This is a genomic window from Virgibacillus sp. Bac332 (genome assembly GCF_003667785.1).
Taxonomy (GTDB): Bacteria; Bacillota; Bacilli; order Bacillales; family Amphibacillaceae; genus Virgibacillus; species Virgibacillus salarius.
This window is the reverse complement of the sequence record NZ_CP033046.1, coordinates 2,169,627-2,187,265: the sequence shown is the minus strand read 5'-3', so window position 1 is coordinate 2,187,265 and position 17,639 is coordinate 2,169,627. Positions and strand designations below refer to the sequence as shown.

15 protein-coding genes are annotated in these 17,639 nt (G+C 37.3%); 6 read left to right on the top strand and 9 right to left on the bottom strand.

The genetic code is table 11. The annotated features are described in order from the left end of the window. Positions 1–3 precede the first annotated feature (3 nt). On the bottom strand, positions 4–882 hold the full coding sequence (locus D9782_RS10440) for a transporter substrate-binding domain-containing protein (RefSeq protein WP_121604723.1): 879 nt from the start codon (positions 880–882) through the stop codon (positions 4–6). Between the two features lie 365 nt (positions 883–1,247). Here D9782_RS10440 and D9782_RS10435 point away from each other — a divergent pair, with 365 nt between their 5' ends. Then, complete coding sequence (locus D9782_RS10435; protein WP_121604722.1) at positions 1,248–3,164, top strand: heavy metal translocating P-type ATPase; 1,917 nt, start codon at positions 1,248–1,250, stop codon at positions 3,162–3,164. Between the two features lies 1 nt (position 3,165). Here D9782_RS10435 and D9782_RS10430 read toward each other — a convergent pair whose 3' ends face one another. From D9782_RS10430 to D9782_RS10420, 3 genes are read right to left on the bottom strand one after another with little or no spacing between them, the layout of a single operon-like run. Further along, positions 3,166–3,990 carry a YihY/virulence factor BrkB family protein gene (locus D9782_RS10430; protein ID WP_034679543.1) on the bottom strand — a complete coding sequence of 275 codons (825 nt, stop codon included), beginning with the start codon at positions 3,988–3,990 and terminating at the stop codon, positions 3,166–3,168. A 57-nt stretch (positions 3,991–4,047) separates the two neighbouring features. Beyond that, positions 4,048–4,344, bottom strand: a complete 297-nt coding sequence (locus D9782_RS10425; RefSeq protein WP_121604721.1) for a YtxH domain-containing protein — start codon at positions 4,342–4,344, stop codon at positions 4,048–4,050. Positions 4,345–4,356: 12 nt separating this feature from the next. Then, a complete protein-coding gene (locus D9782_RS10420; RefSeq protein ID WP_121604720.1) occupies positions 4,357–4,830 on the bottom strand; it encodes a low molecular weight protein-tyrosine-phosphatase in 474 nt (157 codons plus the stop codon). 258 nt (positions 4,831–5,088) lie between these two features. On the opposite strand from D9782_RS10420, the gene D9782_RS10415 reads away from it, so the two are divergent. Next, positions 5,089–6,441, top strand: coding sequence for an alanine/glycine:cation symporter family protein (locus tag D9782_RS10415; protein ID WP_121604719.1), 1,353 nt, complete (start codon positions 5,089–5,091; stop codon positions 6,439–6,441). A 366-nt stretch (positions 6,442–6,807) separates the two neighbouring features. Here the strand turns inward: D9782_RS10415 and D9782_RS10410 are convergent, their stop codons facing one another. From D9782_RS10410 to D9782_RS10390, 5 genes are all read right to left on the bottom strand, one after another. Further along, positions 6,808–7,482 (bottom strand): SOS response-associated peptidase, encoded by a 675-nt coding sequence (locus D9782_RS10410; protein WP_026682588.1) that lies wholly within the window; start codon positions 7,480–7,482, stop codon positions 6,808–6,810. 22 nt (positions 7,483–7,504) lie between these two features. After that, positions 7,505–8,500, bottom strand: coding sequence for a glutaminase (locus D9782_RS10405; RefSeq protein ID WP_026682587.1), 996 nt, complete (start codon positions 8,498–8,500; stop codon positions 7,505–7,507). 543 nt (positions 8,501–9,043) lie between these two features. Beyond that, positions 9,044–9,802: a lysophospholipid acyltransferase family protein gene (locus D9782_RS10400; protein ID WP_121604718.1), complete on the bottom strand. Its 759-nt coding sequence runs from the start codon at positions 9,800–9,802 to the stop codon at positions 9,044–9,046. 490 nt (positions 9,803–10,292) lie between these two features. Further along, complete coding sequence (locus D9782_RS10395) at positions 10,293–10,508, bottom strand: hypothetical protein (RefSeq protein WP_121603973.1); 216 nt, start codon at positions 10,506–10,508, stop codon at positions 10,293–10,295. A 323-nt stretch (positions 10,509–10,831) separates the two neighbouring features. Then, positions 10,832–11,755, bottom strand: a complete 924-nt coding sequence (locus tag D9782_RS10390; RefSeq protein ID WP_026682911.1) for a CAP domain-containing protein — start codon at positions 11,753–11,755, stop codon at positions 10,832–10,834. 446 nt (positions 11,756–12,201) lie between these two features. Here D9782_RS10390 and mreBH point away from each other — a divergent pair, with 446 nt between their 5' ends. From mreBH to D9782_RS10370, 4 genes are all read left to right on the top strand, one after another. Further along, the gene (gene mreBH, locus D9782_RS10385) at positions 12,202–13,209 is read left to right on the top strand and encodes a rod-share determining protein MreBH (RefSeq protein ID WP_026682910.1); all 1,008 of its coding nucleotides are present in this window, start codon (positions 12,202–12,204) and stop codon (positions 13,207–13,209) included. A gap of 417 nt (positions 13,210–13,626) precedes the next feature. Continuing rightward, positions 13,627–14,787: a CaiB/BaiF CoA transferase family protein gene (locus tag D9782_RS10380; RefSeq protein ID WP_026682909.1), complete on the top strand. Its 1,161-nt coding sequence runs from the start codon at positions 13,627–13,629 to the stop codon at positions 14,785–14,787. 13 nt (positions 14,788–14,800) lie between these two features. Next, positions 14,801–16,006 (top strand): acyl-CoA dehydrogenase family protein, encoded by a 1,206-nt coding sequence (locus tag D9782_RS10375; RefSeq protein WP_026682908.1) that lies wholly within the window; start codon positions 14,801–14,803, stop codon positions 16,004–16,006. Between the two features lie 143 nt (positions 16,007–16,149). Beyond that, on the top strand, positions 16,150–17,598 hold the full coding sequence (locus D9782_RS10370; protein ID WP_121604717.1) for an NAD-dependent succinate-semialdehyde dehydrogenase: 1,449 nt from the start codon (positions 16,150–16,152) through the stop codon (positions 17,596–17,598). The last annotated feature ends 41 nt before the right edge of the window (positions 17,599–17,639 follow it).

Here is a 17,639-nt window from a genome sequence, read left to right as displayed (position 1 = left end):
CCCTTACAAGTCGAGGCCATCTATTTCTTTAATTTCTCCCTCAGGTTTCTGCGATGCATCTTCTTTATAGAACTTTTTCGCTAATTCCGTTAATGTACCATCTTCACGCATTTCTGTTAATGCCTTATTAATCTCTTCAGTAAGCTTATCAGCACCTTCGGGAATTACCACAGCCTGTTCTGTAGGATGAAATTTCAAATCTGGGTGCAGATGAATATCAAAATCTGGAAAACCAGCTACGCCAAACTTAGATAGGTAGTAGTCGTTCACAATAACATCTGTTCTTCCATTATGAACATCACGTAAATAAGCTTCGTTTGGTGCATTCCCATATGTAACAACTTCTGCACCAAAATGCTCAGCAATTTGACTGTAAATCGTAGTTGCTCCTCCACCAGCCTTTTTACCCTTTAAATCTTCAAGTGATTCAATACCAGAATTATCTTCTTTTCTTACTACCATTGTTGAATAAGAGTATTTGTAAGGATCACTAAAATTGAATTCTTCTTTTCGTTTATCTGTTGTTTCAATATCATTTGCAGCAACATCAATCCTTCCACTCTTTACTGCTGGAAGCATACTATCAATACCCATAATCTCAAATGATATATCAAGATTTAAGCGATTTGCCACCTCTCTCATTACCTCTACATCATATCCAGTTAACTGTTCTTGCTTTTCCTCATCACCATCATAGTATGAAGCAGCTATTAATGTTCCAGAAGTGCCAACCACTAACTCTCCTACTTCTTGAATATCTTCCCACCTTTTATCTGTTACACCTTTTTCTCCTTCACTGTTATTATTCTCATCACTTTTTCCGCAAGCGGCAAGAATTGCAATTAAAATAAATAATGAAAGCACTAATCTAAATCTACTCAAAACTATTCCCCCTTGTTGTTATATTTATTAATTCATATAGATTGTAACAGTTTTCGGTTAATTTTTACAATAGATAATGTGAAACTTCAATCTGCGGGGAGTTTTGTTTATCCCCCACTGATTGGTAGTATCACAAGGGTATGACCTAAAGGCCTTTGTACCAATCAGACATTTACTGACCTTGTTCCCCCCACTTACATATTGGTTTCACATTATTGCTGGAAGTGGAGGTCTTACTGCGGGATAAATTTTTCCGTTTTATGTCTTGACTTTATTTCATTCGATGGTAATATAATAACATATACTAATTAATAATTATTATAAATTAATAACTAATTTAAATTATCTTTTTGGAGGTGTACTGCATGACTGCAGAAACTAACACATGGAATAGTCCAATGAAGCAACCAGCTAAAGCTTCATTTATTATTAATAAACTTAAAGAACATAAAGAATTAATCGCGGCCTTATTAAGTGGCATACTTATATTATTTACATGGACTTTCGAATCCTATATCTCTTATCAGCTATGGGTAACGCTTCACTTAATTGCTTTTACGATTGGCGGATATGCCAAAGCAAAAGAGGGGATAACAGAAACCTTGCATAACAAAGAGCTGAATGTAGAGATGCTTATGATCCTAGCTGCCATTGGTTCTGCAGCTATTGGCTACTGGACGGAAGGTGCTGTCTTAATATTTATATTTGCATTATCTGGAGCCTTAGAAACGTACACGATGAATAAAAGTCATAAAGAAATAGCCTCATTAATGGAACTGCAGCCAGAAGAAGCACTTCTTATCAAGGATGATCGTCGAGAGGTTGTCCCTGTCTCCAGCCTTCACGTTGATGATCTTATTTATGTACGAGCAGGTGAAAGGATTCCCGTAGATGGAACAATTGTTCAAGGAAATACATCCATTGATGAGAGTGCTATTACAGGAGAGTCTATTCCTGTTTATAAAGCAAATAACGCAGATGTGTTCGCGGGGACTATAGCGCTAGATGGTTCTATATCTATTCAAGTAACAAAGCCTGCAAATGAAACGTTATTTCAAAAAATTGTCCAAATGATTCAATCCGCTAAAAATGAAAAATCGCCGTCTCAATTATTTATTGAAAAATTTGAAGGGGTTTATGTAAAAGCTGTATTAGCGGCTGTTGCAATTATGATGATTATTCCTTATCTAATTTTTGGGTGGACATTACAGGATAGTATATACCGCGCAATGATTCTTTTGGTCGTTGCATCACCTTGCGCACTTGTCGCATCTATTATGCCTGCAACTCTATCAGCGATATCAAACAGCGCAAAATCTGGGGTGTTATTTAAAGGTGGGGTTCATATCGAAAATATTAGCCATATTCGAGCTATAGCCCTCGATAAAACAGGTACACTCACGAATGGAAAACCAGAGGTAACTGATTTTTATGTACATCCAGAACATGATAAACAAACTATTCTATCTACTGCAATGGCAATGGAGCAGGAATCTACCCATCCATTAGCAAAAGCGATTATCCGATTTTGTCAGGAACAGCATGTTACCATAACTAGTGAAATAGATAATGTGACTACACTAGCTGGTAATGGAATCGCAGCAATGATAGATGAAAAGAAATGGGAGCTAGGTAAACCAGATTATATTGGAGAGGATAAATTTTTTGCTGATAGAGCAAATAAACTGGCTGAGGAAGGTAAAACGGTCGTATTTGTGAAAAAGAAGGATCAAATCGTGGCATTATTCGGCATGAAGGATACGGTTCGAAAAGATAGTATAAAAGCAATCAAGCAATTGAAGAAACAGGGAATTTATACTGTTATGCTTACAGGAGACCATGAGTTAACAGCAAAAGCAATTGCCTCAGAAGCAAAAATAGATCGTTATGTAGCAAACTGTATGCCTGATGAAAAAGTAGAGCAAGTGAAAAAAATGAGAAGTGAATTTAGTAATGTAGCGATGGTTGGAGATGGTATAAACGATGGTCCAGCCTTAGCGACTGCAAATGTTGGGATAGCTATGGGTGAAGGTACAGATGTTGCATTAGAAACGGCAGATGTCGTGCTCATGAAAAATAACTTATCTAAAATCACCAATGCTATTACGCTTTCTAAAAAGATGAATAAAATTGTTAAACAAAATATTGTCTTTTCACTTACGGTAATCATCCTACTCATTTTGTCTAATTTCATGCAGATTCTCGACTTACCTTTAGGAGTAATAGGACATGAAGGAAGTACGATTTTAGTTATACTTAATGGTTTACGGCTGTTGAAATAATTTACTTCAACAGCCTGTTTTTTCGGATAACCGCATTAATTATTCCACCCGTCATGATAATTATCCCTGATAAATAGAACCATATCATTAAGGCGATCACTGCACCGAGACTACCGTAGGTTGCAGAATAGTTGCCGATGGTACTAACATAGTATGAAAAGCACAGTGACACGAGTTGCCAAGCGATGGTAGCAAACAAAGCGCCAGGAATTACATTCTTTACATATATCCGCTTATTAGGAGCCAATTTATAAAGTGCTAGGAAAACGATTAAGAAAACAATCGAGGAAACAACCCAGCGTAATGCCCCCCATACTGTCAGAAAGCCTTCGGACAAACCAATAAATGAAAAAAGATAAGCACCAACGGTTCTTCCAAAAATAGGTAGTAGCAAAGCGATGATGATAATAGCTACCATTGCAATAGTCAACACAATGGCGATTAAACGCGATACAATGAATGGTCGGTTTTCTTCTACTTTATAAGCATGATTGAATCCACGCATTAATGAATTTACTCCATTAGATGCTGCCCACAGAGTAGCTATAATCCCAAAAGAAAGTAAGCCACCATTTTGCTGACGAATTAATTGCGTAACGTTTGTAGTTATTAGCTCAACTATCTGTGGTGGTGCATAATCTGAAATAATATCAAGCACAGCTAGTTCGTCAATCGGAAGATAGCCAACCAATGTAACTAGAAACAATAGGAAAGGAAATAGTGACAATAGAAAGAAATAGGCAAGTTGTGCAGCTAAACCAAAAACATCTACTTCTTCCATACGTTTATATAGCTGCTTTCCAAACTTCATCATATCATTTTCCATTGTCACACTCCCTAACAATCATCAAATCCACATGTCAATGGTATTTTGTGATTTCCTTTATTCTATTCGGTTGGCTTCATTTTTATTAGCAACTTTATCTAGAGTTGCTTCTACTTGCTCAAGAGCATCTATTGTTTTCTCAGCTCCAGTTGTAAAGTTCCGATTAAACGTATCAAATGCAGTTCGAATAGAGTGAACAGCTTCGGAAGGATGCTTCATCAAATAACTTGTACCTGATTTAGCAGTTGAGAGCTTTTCTTTACTATATGATCTCGTATCTTTATCAAATAATGTAACTAATCCCCCTACTGTTGCTCCAATCATTACACCTAAAAATAATTTTCGTTTTCCCATTAAAATCACTCCTTAACTTATAGCATGTTCTTCTTTTAAATATTCCAGTAGCTGACGGCATCCCGTTGAAACTAACCTATATGTATAGTCAAAGTTCCCCGTAAAATACGGATCAGGAATGCTGTTTTCTTCTGGATCATTCACAAAATCCATTAATTTAGCAATCATTACGTTATCCTTTTGTCCAACTAATTGGAGCAAATCTTCTTTATTTTGATCATCCATTGCAATAATATAATCAAATCGTTTGGCATCGTCTGCATTTATTTGTCTTGCAATCAATCCATCGGAAGAAATATTGTTTCTTTGTAAAATTAATTTGGTTTCATGATGCGGTTCTTCACCTATATGCCAACTACCAGTCCCTCCTGAATCAACCCGGATTTGATCGGTTAAATTAGCTTGCTTTATTAATTCGCGGAATATCGCTTCAGCCATTGGCGATCGACAAATGTTTCCTAAGCAAACAAACATTACTCGAATCATCATAACACCTGCTTTGCATTTATTTCTATTATAAGCAACTTCTATGGTGACAGGCAAAGGTTTCTATCTAACATCGTCTACTAACTATTGAGTATGAACTGTTCTTTCCCCTTCATTTTGGCTTCAAATAGCTATTAAACAGCATTTACAATACCTATTTCACCAAATTAATTTCTAGTTAATTCTCTAAAATCCCTTGACATGCGTTTGTATTTTTCGGAATATTTAATATAAGTATAAAAAGGGGGGAAAGAAAAAATGATGGATATCATCGAAGCTATAAGTGGCTTTGTATGGGGGCCGCCAACATTGATACTAATTGTTGGAACAGGTTTGTATCTAACGTTTCGTTTAGGTTTTTTACAGTTTCGCACACTACCCTATGCGTTAAAGCTAGCATTCAGTCCTGCTAAACAAGATAAAAAATCCAAAGGAGATATTAGTCATTATGAAGCATTAACAACAGCAATGGCAGCAACGATTGGAACTGGGAATATTGTAGGTGTTGCAACTGCGGTCGTGCTCGGAGGGCCAGGTGCTGTATTTTGGATGTGGATATCTGCATTATTTGGAATGGCTACTAAATATTCCGAAGCTATTCTCGCCGTTAAATATCGAGTTGAGAATAGTAAAGGTCAGATGTCTGGTGGACCGATGTACTATTTAGAAAAAGGGTTAAATGCAAAATGGCTAGGCATTATATTTGCAATCTTTGGATCAATTGCAGCCTTTGGAATTGGAAATATGGTGCAATCCAATTCTGTATCTGACGCCCTTCAAGGGACATTTAATGTACCAACATGGGTAACAGGTATTGTACTTACCATACTGGTAGGACTAGTTATACTTGGAGGCATTAAAAGCATTGGCAGAATAACCGCTTTCTTTGTTCCGATTATGGCCTTATTTTATATCATTGGTGGATTAATTATTATGGTTATGAATATTGATCTTATTCCTGGTGTTGTTGGACTAATTTTTGAAGATGCATTTACTGGTAGTGCAATTGGCGGTGGTATTTTAGGTACGGTTATCCGCTATGGTGTTGCACGCGGTGTCTTTTCAAACGAAGCAGGTCTAGGTTCAGCTCCAATTGCTGCCGCTGCAGCAAAAACAGACTACCCTGGTCGTCAGGCATTGGTATCCATGACACAGGTTTTCATTGACACCATTATCGTTTGTTCCATCACAGGAATTACAATCGTAATGGCTGACATGTATCAAGGCGGGCTAGATGGTGGTGATTTAACTGCTGCCTCATTTGCGGCATTCCTCGGAGATACAGGTGGATATATCGTTACATTTGGTATCATTCTATTTGCTTTTTCAACCTTAGTAGGATGGTCTTATTACGGAGAAAAATGCTTTGCGTACTTATTCAATGATAAAGCCATACCGATTTATCGTGTTGTATTTGTATTAGCTGTATTATATGGGTCAATGGAAAAACTAGATATTGTATGGGGAATATCAGATATTATGAATGCATTAATGGCTGTGCCAAACCTAATAGGACTATTAGGTTTATCTGGAGTAGTCGTCTATGAAACAAAGAAATTCCTGAAGGTAGCTAAGGAGGAAAAAGAACAAGCTAAGGCAGAACAAGGATAATAATCTAGTAATGACGGGAAAAGTCAAACAATCATGATCATACGAAACGTAGTCAACATACGTTGACTCCTTGAAAAAGAAGAGCGCTTTTTCCGCGTGGGATGTATGCTACCAAAGCCCTTCTTATCCTGCGGGAAAGCACAAGTTCAAAGACTCTAAAAAAAGCGATTTGTGCTTTTTGAAGAGACTGAGGTCGTGCCCGAAAAGCGAAGGTTTTGATAGACCGATAATAGAACCTTTTTGAAGTAAACACATAGGGGCTGAGACAAAAGACATGATTTTTTCGTATTTTGAGTAAAGAAGTTGTGTTTTGTCCCAGCCTCTATTCCTATCTAAATAAAATACGTTTGTCCTAGCATCACCAATTTATGCAGAAGTAATTGGCTGGATACATTGTTCATCATTGTGTTTAGCAGAATTAACATACTGTTGAACAGCATAGGATTTCAACGCTTCTTCTTGAAGTGACTGTAAAAATCGTTGGGTATCCTCAGGTTTTTGCTTGGTCGGCTTTATCCATGCATCTTCCTTTTCAACTGGCAAAATAATTGGCATGCGGTGATGAATAGCTTCCACATATTTATTAGCAGCTTTTGTTAGTATAGTACAAGTAAAGAGTTCATCATCCCCGTACCCCCACTTATCCCATAAGCCCGCAAAAGCAAATAACTTACGATCTTTTATTTGTATTCGCTGTGGTTGTTTACCATTCTCCGTTTTCTTCCATTCATAAAAACTATCAGCTATTATCATACATCTTTTCTGCATTAATAACTGTTTGAAGCTTGGTTTCTGATGAGCCGTTTCACTACGAGCATTTATCATCTTATACCCGATTCTTTCATCTTTCGCCCACCTAGGTATAAGTCCCCAGCGTAACAACCCTGCCCGTTTCTGCTTGCCATCATGTATAATGGCTAAGATCCTTTGTCCAGGTGCAATATTATAGCTTGGTTCATAATTTTCAATAGCTTCTTGATCCAAGTCGAATGTGGTTAAGATTTCCAACTCATCTGCCAGTAGCGTATATCTCCCACACACAGGCTCACCTCCATTATTTTTACTAGAACACACTCAGGTCCCACTTCGTTGCAATATGCCTTAATAATTTTATTCCTGCAATACTATTGCCTTTGTCATCTAATGAGGGACCGTAAACTCCAATTCCACATCCATCTATAAAAGGTAATTCCTCGTCACGCACTCTTGGTGGCGCAACTGCAATAATCCCCCCTGAGACACCACTTTTCGCAGGAATACCTACATAAGCAGCGAACTTACCAGATGCATCATACATTCCACAAGTTAACATTAGTGCTTTAGCCAATCTGACTATCTTACGAGGAATAATTTCTACACCTGAATTAGGATCAATTCCATCATTAGCAAACACCCTGCCAATAGTAGCTAAATCATCAACCGTAATCTCGATTGAACACTGCTTAAAATAAGTTTCTAAGGTTATATTCATATCTGATTCTAGGTAATCTAACTCTAATAGATAATAACCAATTGCACGATTTCGAATCGATGTATCTCGTTCTGATTCATACACATTAATATTTAATGCTGGACGATACCCTAACATCTTTTCTAATAATATAAATAATGGCTCTAGTTTCTCATCAGACGTTTTACCATTCAACATGGAAGAAACCGTGATCGCTCCTGCATTAACAAAAGGATTAAACGGCTTCTTTAATTTTCTCATTTCTAAATGCATGATCGAATTAAATGCTTCTCCTGTAGGTTCTACATCCACACGATCGAGGACATAGGAGACGCCTCTCTCCATACAGGCAATAATAAAACAGAATACCTTCGAAATACTTTGTATTGTGAAAGGAATGTCTACATCCCCAGATTTTATAGTTACCCCATTATTTCCTACTATAGAAATTCCTAAATGATTTGGATTGGCCTTATTTAACTCTGGAATATAAGAAGCAACCTCCCCATCCCTAGTCTGCTTTTTATAAAATTTCACCCAATCATCCACATAGCTTTGCAACCATTCTTGTGTTATCTCTGTATTCCAGTTCACTGTTCCTTGAACCACTTCTATCACCTCAGTATTAGTATATCTAATTCTTCCAAAATGAAACTACCTGTACATGGATATAAAGTGAAACTTCAATCCGTGGGAAGTTTTGTTTTTCCCCACGGATTGGTAGTACCACAAGGGTATGACTTAAAGGCCCTAGAATCAATCGGGCATTTACTAGCAGTTGAATCCCCTCTTATCCACATTTGGGTCATTTTTTTCCTTGAACTCGGGGTCTTACTGCCAGTTATATGCGGGGGATAAATGCTAGAAGTATGATGAAGCTAGAAGTTGCTACGATGCAAGGATATGCTGACGAGGTTCATCATGAGTTAGAAGTAGCAAAGGATATGCCATACTACGGTACATAATGAAATTTAATATGAAAAAATCATGTAAAACAGTCCTCTCGTAAGCTTTTTTACCAACTTATCAGAAAAGCCCTTTATACATTGTTAATAAGTAGTACTCTCTCTTAACGAAAAAACGTTTATATAAAATAAACCTTCAATCAGTTGGGGTTTTGGTTATTCCCACTGATTGAAGGTTTACTTTCATCTATGTAGTCGACACTTGTTGGTCACCGCTTGACGTCATCCGATCATCTGCACCATCTATTTGCAATCGCCTTTTTATAACACTCTGAACTTGTTCAGCGATCTCTGAAGAGTTTTTTCCATTATACTCTTCTGGAAATATTGCATCTTCAATCGTCAATGTAACCCATGATGGACTTATTCTGCCATTTCTTTCCTCAAACATTTGATAAGTACCATCAATTGCAACAGGTACGATAGGTACATTAGCCTTTAATGCTAATTGGAAGCTTCCTGGCTTAAAGGGATTTAAGCTACTTCCTCTACTTCTTGTACCTTCTGGGAAAATGACCATGGAATGACCACTTTTCAAATTTTCTATTCCTTGGTGAATTGCTTTAACAGATTGTCTTCGATCCGTGCGATCAATGAATACACAATGTACTAATTCCATCCATGAAGCTATTATTGGAAGCTTTTGTATTTCTTTTTTGGCTATAAATCCAACCGGCTTTCCAAGATGCCCAAGTAACGTTAAAATGTCGAATAAGCCTTGATGGTTCGCTACAAATAAAACAGGTCCCTTTGGTAATTTTTCCTGACCATTGACCATAACCATACTGCCAGTTCGCTTCATTACTTTCCTTGATACACTTCTTGGCTGAATAAAAATTTCTTCTTTCGTTAGTTGATTAACAGATTTTTGTACTCGTTTTAATTGAAAATACGTTCCGAGTACAAGTAAACTAGCATATATGTATATCTTGATTGTTCGTATCATTCAATTCACTCCCTTCTCTTCACCACAACATATTATACAGCAATAGGAATACTACATAAAACAGTTACACATCAAAAGTATTGTAATTATAGAGCTTGAGAATCCAAAGTGTATACCCGCTATGTTCAGAAACGACTATTCTTAAAAATTGCTGTATAAAAAAATGGAACAAATGAACGTAGCCTCCGTAAATACTTGACTTGCTCTGAACCATGAACAAAAGCGCAAGTGCCCGATTAGAAACGTAGCGCCTGGATCGAGTCAACGGAGATAAAGAAATCACGGTGAGCTTGCAAGCCAATGATGACTTAGATTAGGGCGATTCGTGAAGTCGCATCATTTCTGGATGCTGGAGCTGGACGCGGCTCAGCACGACGATATTTATCTACATTTTTAAATTTTATAATTTCCTAGACTATTAAAAAAACTGAGCAAAATTCGCTCATTCCTTATCACTAAATGCTCAGATTTACGCTTCCTCTAGTAGCTATTATGGAATAATAGCTACTGCTTGCTTGACCACCACTCCAGCTGCCCACTTCCCTTTCCGTGGGGTTTGTCCTTCAGCTAACTTTTTTAGCAAAACCCGCTCAAAAAAGTGGATCTTCAGGTCAAACATTTCCCACAGGAGTTGAAGTGGCCGGCCTTCGCTATTATCAGGCTCTACAACGCTAGCATGAAGTAACACAGCTGCTTTTATACTCACGGATAGCGATTTTCACTTTACCCATTGTAAAAAAAGTCAACCTATTACTTATGACAAGAATTGTTGCACCTTCTCATAGCGGAGACTAATTACGTAGACTCCTGCGGGATTAGCGCGAGCCGAAAATCCACTTTGCAACGTGTTCTTCTTTGCAAAGTTAGTTGAGGCCGTGCCCGCGGAAAGCGAAGTAATTAGTCGGAGCATTGCCAATATACATCAAACATTTCAAAATAACTACTTGGCTTAACGCAGTCATTGCGCTGATTTTATACTTTCTTAACTTATAAAAAAAGAGATTGACCTCAGTCAATCTCCTAAACTACTTATTTTCCAATAAATTGTTGAGTCCAGTGATTGCCTTGCTCAACATACCCCACTCCAATGTGAGTGAAATTAGCATTCATAATATTTGCACGGTGACCTTCACTGTTCATCCAAGCATTCACTACTTCTTGAGGAGTTCTTTGCCCTTTAGCAATATTTTCACCTGCTGTTTTATAGCTAATACCAAACTGCTTCATCATATCAAATGGAGAACCATAATTTGGACTATTGTGTGAAAAGTAGCCATTTGTTGCCATATCTTTTGATTTTTCACGCGCAACTTTACTTAGCTCTGTATCCACTTTAAGAGCTGGTAGACCTTGCTTAGCTCTTTCTTGGTTTGTCAAATCAACTACTTCTTGCTCAAACTGACTTAATTCTTGAGATTGTGCTTGCTCTTCATTTTGACTAGGTTGTTCTTCTGTTTGTTGTTGATTATTATTTTGCTCTGGTTGTTTTTCAGGTTGCTGCTCCTCGGCAGGCTGTTCTTTATCTGGTGTTTCCTCTGATTGTTCTGGTTGTTTTGGCTCTTCAGGTTTCTCTTGTTCTTTAGCTGGTTGCTTAGGTTCTTCTGATTTTTCTTGTTCTTTAGCCGGTTTGTCGTTTTGATCTGCTTGATCTTCTTTGGCAGGTTTTTCATTTTTTGCTGGTTTTTCTGCGTTTGATTTATCTTGCTTTTCGACATGAATTTTATCCCAATTGATTTCATTCCAGTTTAATTGGAATTTATTCATATATTTAGCTAGTAAATCATTTAAATTATCCTCAGAAATACTCTTCCAATCCCCATTAATAGAATAGAAGATTTTGTATATATGATTCTGCGAAAAGTCTTTTGCAGAAGCATCAGCAGAAGATGAAAAAGCCCCTCCAAATAGTAATGCAGTAGATAATGCAGTAACTATGCCTATCTTTTTAATCATTGATGTGACACACTCCTTATCGTTGTTTTGTTTCGTGCAAAATCATCATAGCATGGATTTTTTGTAATATTTATGGAAGAGCTTGCCAATCGATTGACTCACATGCGAACATGGTATTAGCAATTCTCTAAACCTATTATTTATAGGGATTCATTTTTTTAGCGAAAAGCGTACACAGGAAAAATAACAATATATAGGAAAAAATTACAATAAAATTAGTGTTGACATGGTTGCAAATCCAGATGTTATATTACAGCTTCTAACAATTTGTAATAGAAATGTCACGTAAAATAGGGGCAAATCTACTTTACATTGTAGTATAATAGTCTTTTCATCTCTTAATTATTTTTCCAAAAAGTAACACTTGTATATCTACCCCCTAAAACTATAATCAATAAGAGAACTATTATAAAAGATAAAATTGTCATCATTGGAGGATCTAAATTATGTTATCTACTGCTGAGATTGGAATCGACCTTGGTACTGCTAATATACTCATATATTCGAAATCTAAAGGTATTGTATTAAATGAACCTTCTGTTGTTGCTATTGATGTAAATACAAAACAAGTAGTTGCGGTTGGAGCGGAAGCAAAAGAAATGGTAGGGAAAACACCGCAAAACATTATACCTATTCGCCCGTTAAAAGATGGTGTAATCGCAGATTATGATGTAACTGCTCAAATGCTTAAAGAATTCTTGAAAAAAGTGAGCAAAAAAATCGGAATGTCCATGCGTAAACCAGTTGTAGTTGTTTGTACTCCTTCTGGAAGTACAACAGTAGAACGCCGTGCTATTCATAACGCTGTAACAAGCTATGGTGCAAAACACGTACATCTAATCGAAGAACCAATCGCTGCTGCAATTGGTGCAGACCTACCAGTTGATGAGCCCATTGCAAATGTTATTGTTGATATTGGTGGTGGAACTTCAGAGGTTGGTATCATATCTTTCGGTGGAGTTGTTTCCTGTAATTCCGTTCGTATCGGTGGAGACAAAATGGATGAAGAAATTATTCATCATATCCGTAAAAACTATAATATTTTAATTGGAGAGCGGACAGCAGAAAATATTAAAATGGAAATTGGCTATGCTCATCCGAATCATAAGGAAGAAACAATGGAAATTCGAGGACGAGATATGGTAACAGGACTACCTAAAACAGTTACCATTACATCAAAGGAAATTCATATTGCATTGAAAGAGTCTTTAGAGCAAGTATTAGAAACAATTCGTTCAACACTTGAAAATTGCCCACCAGAGCTAAGTGGAGATATAGTAGATCACGGGATTGTTTTAACTGGTGGTGGCGCGCTATTAAATGGCATGCAGGAATGGCTTTCTACAGAAATTATCGTTCCAGTACATCTGGCACCAAATCCACTTGAATCCGTTGCTATTGGAACAGGCAGAGCCCTAAAAATGATTAATAAATTACAAAAAGCAACCAAATAATAAAAGAACTTCTAAAACTCCTATGGATAAAATAGTTGAGCAACGAGGTTTAGACTACTTATAAAATAAATACTAGACTTCTTCTTAATCTGCTTGTAAAGAGACCCCTTTGTTTCTTTACAAGCTTTCTTTATACACATCCTAATTTTGCACAAATACCACTCATTCTCCATATTCATAAACCCATAAAGAAAACGTTTACAAACCAAATAGATAATAGTATACTGAATAATAAGAATTAACTGCATATGCATTATTGATTTTCGTTCATCTATTTACCTATCAATAAGCTGCCTAACCTGTTCACAGCTCCATACCAGAGCCGTATCAACAGGTAAAAGCCAGTTCAACTCAAATTACAGTGCACTGTAATTTAGTTTGAATTGGCTTTTTAATTCTACAAAAAGGAGTGAAAACATGGCAGGTGCTTTAGAGCATATTCGTATACTTGATTTATCAAGAGTACTAGCAGGACCTTATTGCACAATGGTTCTTGGTGATCTTGGTGCAGAGGTTATTAAAGTAGAAGCACCAGGTGGAAGTGATGAAACTCGGAAATGGGGACCGCCCTTTCAAGAAGGAGTAAGCGCGTATTATCTTTGTACGAATCGTAATAAAAAGAGTATTACGATCGATTTAAAGTCTAAAGAAGGAATAAAACAAATTAAAGAACTGATTAGAGAGAGCGATGTCGTCATCAATAATTTTCGGACTGGAACGATGGAACGATTCGAATTAGACTACGAAACGCTTTCGGAAATAAATCCCGGTCTCATCTACTGCTCTATTACTGGTTTTGGTGAAACTGGACCTTATCAGGCCATGCCTGGATACGATTTTATTATTCAAGCTATGAGTGGTTTAATGAGCATTACTGGAGATGAAGATACTGGACCACAAAAGCTAGGTGTAGCAATAACGGATATTCTGACAGGATTATATGCATGCATAGGTATTCAAGGTGCACTGCTGGAAAGAAGCCAGTCTGGAAAAGGGCAAAAATTAGATATAGCTTTATACGATACTGCGGTCAGTGCACTTGTTAATATAGGTAGCAATTATTTAATGTCAGGTAAGATACCAACTCCATTGGGAAATAACCATGCAAACATTGTACCGTATCAGACCTTCAAAACAAAAGATGGTGAGATGGTAATTGCAGTAGGGAATGATAGACAATTCCAGGCACTCTGCGACGTTATTAATAAGCCTGAATTAAAAACAGATCCACGGTTTCTGACTAATCCTAATCGAGTGGAGCATCGAGAAGAGTTAATTCCTCTGCTCCAAAATGTATTGTTGCATTATCCTACTAACGACTGGTTAGAAAAATGCAAACAACAGAAAATACCATGTGGTCCTATTCAAAACATTGCTGAGGTAGCAAACGATAAACAGTTACTTGCCCGTGAAATGTTTATTAATCTTCCCCACCCTACCGCAGGAACAATTAATATGATAGGAAGTCCATTAAAATTATCACGTACGCCAGTTACTTATAGGCACCATCCACCTGATGCCGGAGAACATAATAGTGTAATTTTCAAGCAATTAGGTGTATCAAATAAAAAAATATAAGGGAGTTGTTTAAATGAATTTCAATTTCACGGAGGAACAAAATATGTTAAGAGACACCGTAAGAACGTTCACGGATAAAGAAATAATGCCTTATATTTCTCAATGGGATAGGGAAGGAAAATTTGACCCTACGATCATACAAAAGCTCGCAAATTTAGGTTTAATGGGTGTATGTATTCCAGAGGAATATGGAGGAAGCGGTATGGATTATAACGCCCTTGCTATTGTTTGCGAAGAGCTTGAACGTGGAGATACTGCATTTCGTACTGCCGTATCCGTTCATACTGGTTTAAATAGTATGACTTTATTACAGTGGGGGAATGAAGAACAAAAACAGAAGTACTTAGTACCTCAAGCACAGGGAAAAAAGATCGGTGCTTTTGGTTTAACGGAGCCTGGCGCTGGATCAGATGTTGCAGCATTAGAGACAACTGCAACAAAGCAAGGTGACTATTATATTCTTAATGGTCAAAAAACATGGATTTCTTTATGCGATACTGCCGATAACTTTATCGTTTTCGCCTATACAAAAGAACGATCTGAAAAGCATAAAGGAATCTCGGCTTTCATTATTGAAAGGGAATGGGAAGGTTTTTCTTCTAAAGCAATTAAAGGTAAATTAGGCATTCGTTCTGGAAACACCGGTGAAATATTCTTCGATCATATTAAAGTACCAAAGGAAAATTTACTTGGCGAAGAAGGAGAAGGCTTCAAAATCGCTATGTCTGCACTGGACAATGGTAGATTTACAGTTGCAGCTGGAGCAGTGGGCCAAATCATGGCTTGTCTAGAGGCAAGTATTAAATATTGTCATGAACGAGCAACTTTTGGTAAAGAAATTGGTAAACATCAATTAGTTCAACAAATGATTGCAAATATGGAAGCGGGTTTGCAAATGAGTAAATTGCTTGTTTATCGTGCTGGAGAATTAAAAAACGCAGGAAAACGCAATACAAGGGAAACCTCATTAGCAAAATGGCAGGCCTGTGATTTCGCTAATAAGGCTGCAGATGATGCTGTCCAAATTCATGGTGCCTATGGGTTTTCTGATGAATACCCGGTAGAACGCTACTTACGTAATTCTAAGGCACCTGTCATCTATGAAGGGACACGTGAAATTCACACGATTATGCAGGCTGAATATGTGCTTGGCTATCGTAAAGATAAAACATTAAACAACATGCTACCTGCATGGGAGCAAAATGAATTGATTAACTGACTAAAAACAGCAAGAGATGGTGAGATTTTTAGATAATCGCTTCATTAAGGTTCTAATAGGAATTACTTGGAGAATAAAGTAATAGTAGTGATGCACCTGGTTTGCTACCGGGTGTTTGATCTTTTTTAAAAGGAGGCTTTATCATGTTTGATGCATTTACAAGGAGCGTATTTATTAATGGAGTGTGGGAAGATATTCATGAAGATACAACTGATACAATTTATAATCCAGCTACCTTAGAACCTATAACTCATGTTGCTTTTGCTGGAGGGAAAGAAACGGATCGGGCTATTCAAGCTGCTTCAGAAGCATTTCCTGTATGGAGCAACAAAACCGGAAGAGAAAGGTCACGTTATTTATATAGAGCTTCTCAACTCATGCTTGATGATGCAGAACGTCTCGGTAAAATACTAACATTGGAGCAAGGGAAGCCTTTAAAAGAAGCAATTGGAGAAGTAAAAGGTGCTGCTGGTTTTCTGCTTTGGTATGCAGAGGAAGCGAGCAGGAATTACGGCGAGTGGATCCCTTCTTCCATAAAATCCAAGCGACTTGTTGTCATTCCTCAAGCGGTAGGCGTTGTAGGAGCAATAACACCATGGAACTTCCCTTCATCGATGATTACCCGTAAATTAGCTCCTGCATTAGCCGCTGGCTGTACAGTAGTATTAAAACCAGCCCCAGAGACACCTTTATCCGCAATAGAAATTATCAAGCTATTTGAACGTGCTGGATTGCCTAAAGGTGTAGTAAATCTAGTAACTGGTGATGCACGGGCAATTGGAAAACGATTACTCACCAATAAAAATGTGCGTCTAATTACTTTTACTGGATCAACTGCTGTTGGGAAATATTTAATGAGAGAAAGTGCCGAACACTTAAAGAAATTATCGCTTGAGCTAGGTGGTCATGCTCCAAGTATTGTCTTTGCAGATGCTGATATTGAAAAAGCAACGTCACTCGTTTTAGGAAGTAAATTTAGAAATAATGGGCAAACATGTATATGCACAAACCGCTTATATGTTCATTCCTCTATCGCGGATAAATTTGCACAGCTTTTAAAAGAAAAAGTAAAAAATCTAAAGATAGGTTTAGGAATAGAAAAAGATACAGAGATTGGGCCATTAATAAATAAGCAAGCCTGTGAAAAGGTACAATCTCATGTAGAGGATGCAATGGATAAAGGAGCTGTTGTAGCTCACGGAGGAAAGCTGTGGGAAGGTGATTTACCAGGTCATTATTATCAACCAACGATTTTATCTAATGTTACAGAAGACATGAAAATTATGCACGAAGAAACCTTTGGACCAGTTATACCTATCCAAACATTCACAGATGAAGTGGATGTCACTCAAAAGGCAAACAATACGGATTACGGGCTAGCAGCATATATATTTACGGAAAATACCAATCGAGCTATCCGCGTTTCAGAAAAGCTTGATTATGGTATTGTCGGTGTTAATGACGTCTTCCCTGCAACGCCCGAGGCTCCATTTGGTGGTATAAAGCAATCAGGTATCGGAAAAGAAGGTGGCCATCATGGTATGGATGAATTCGTAGAGAAAAAATATATATCTATTGGTATTGATCAATAATAACTAGATTTATTGCTAAAAGGGGGCTGTCTCAAAAGACA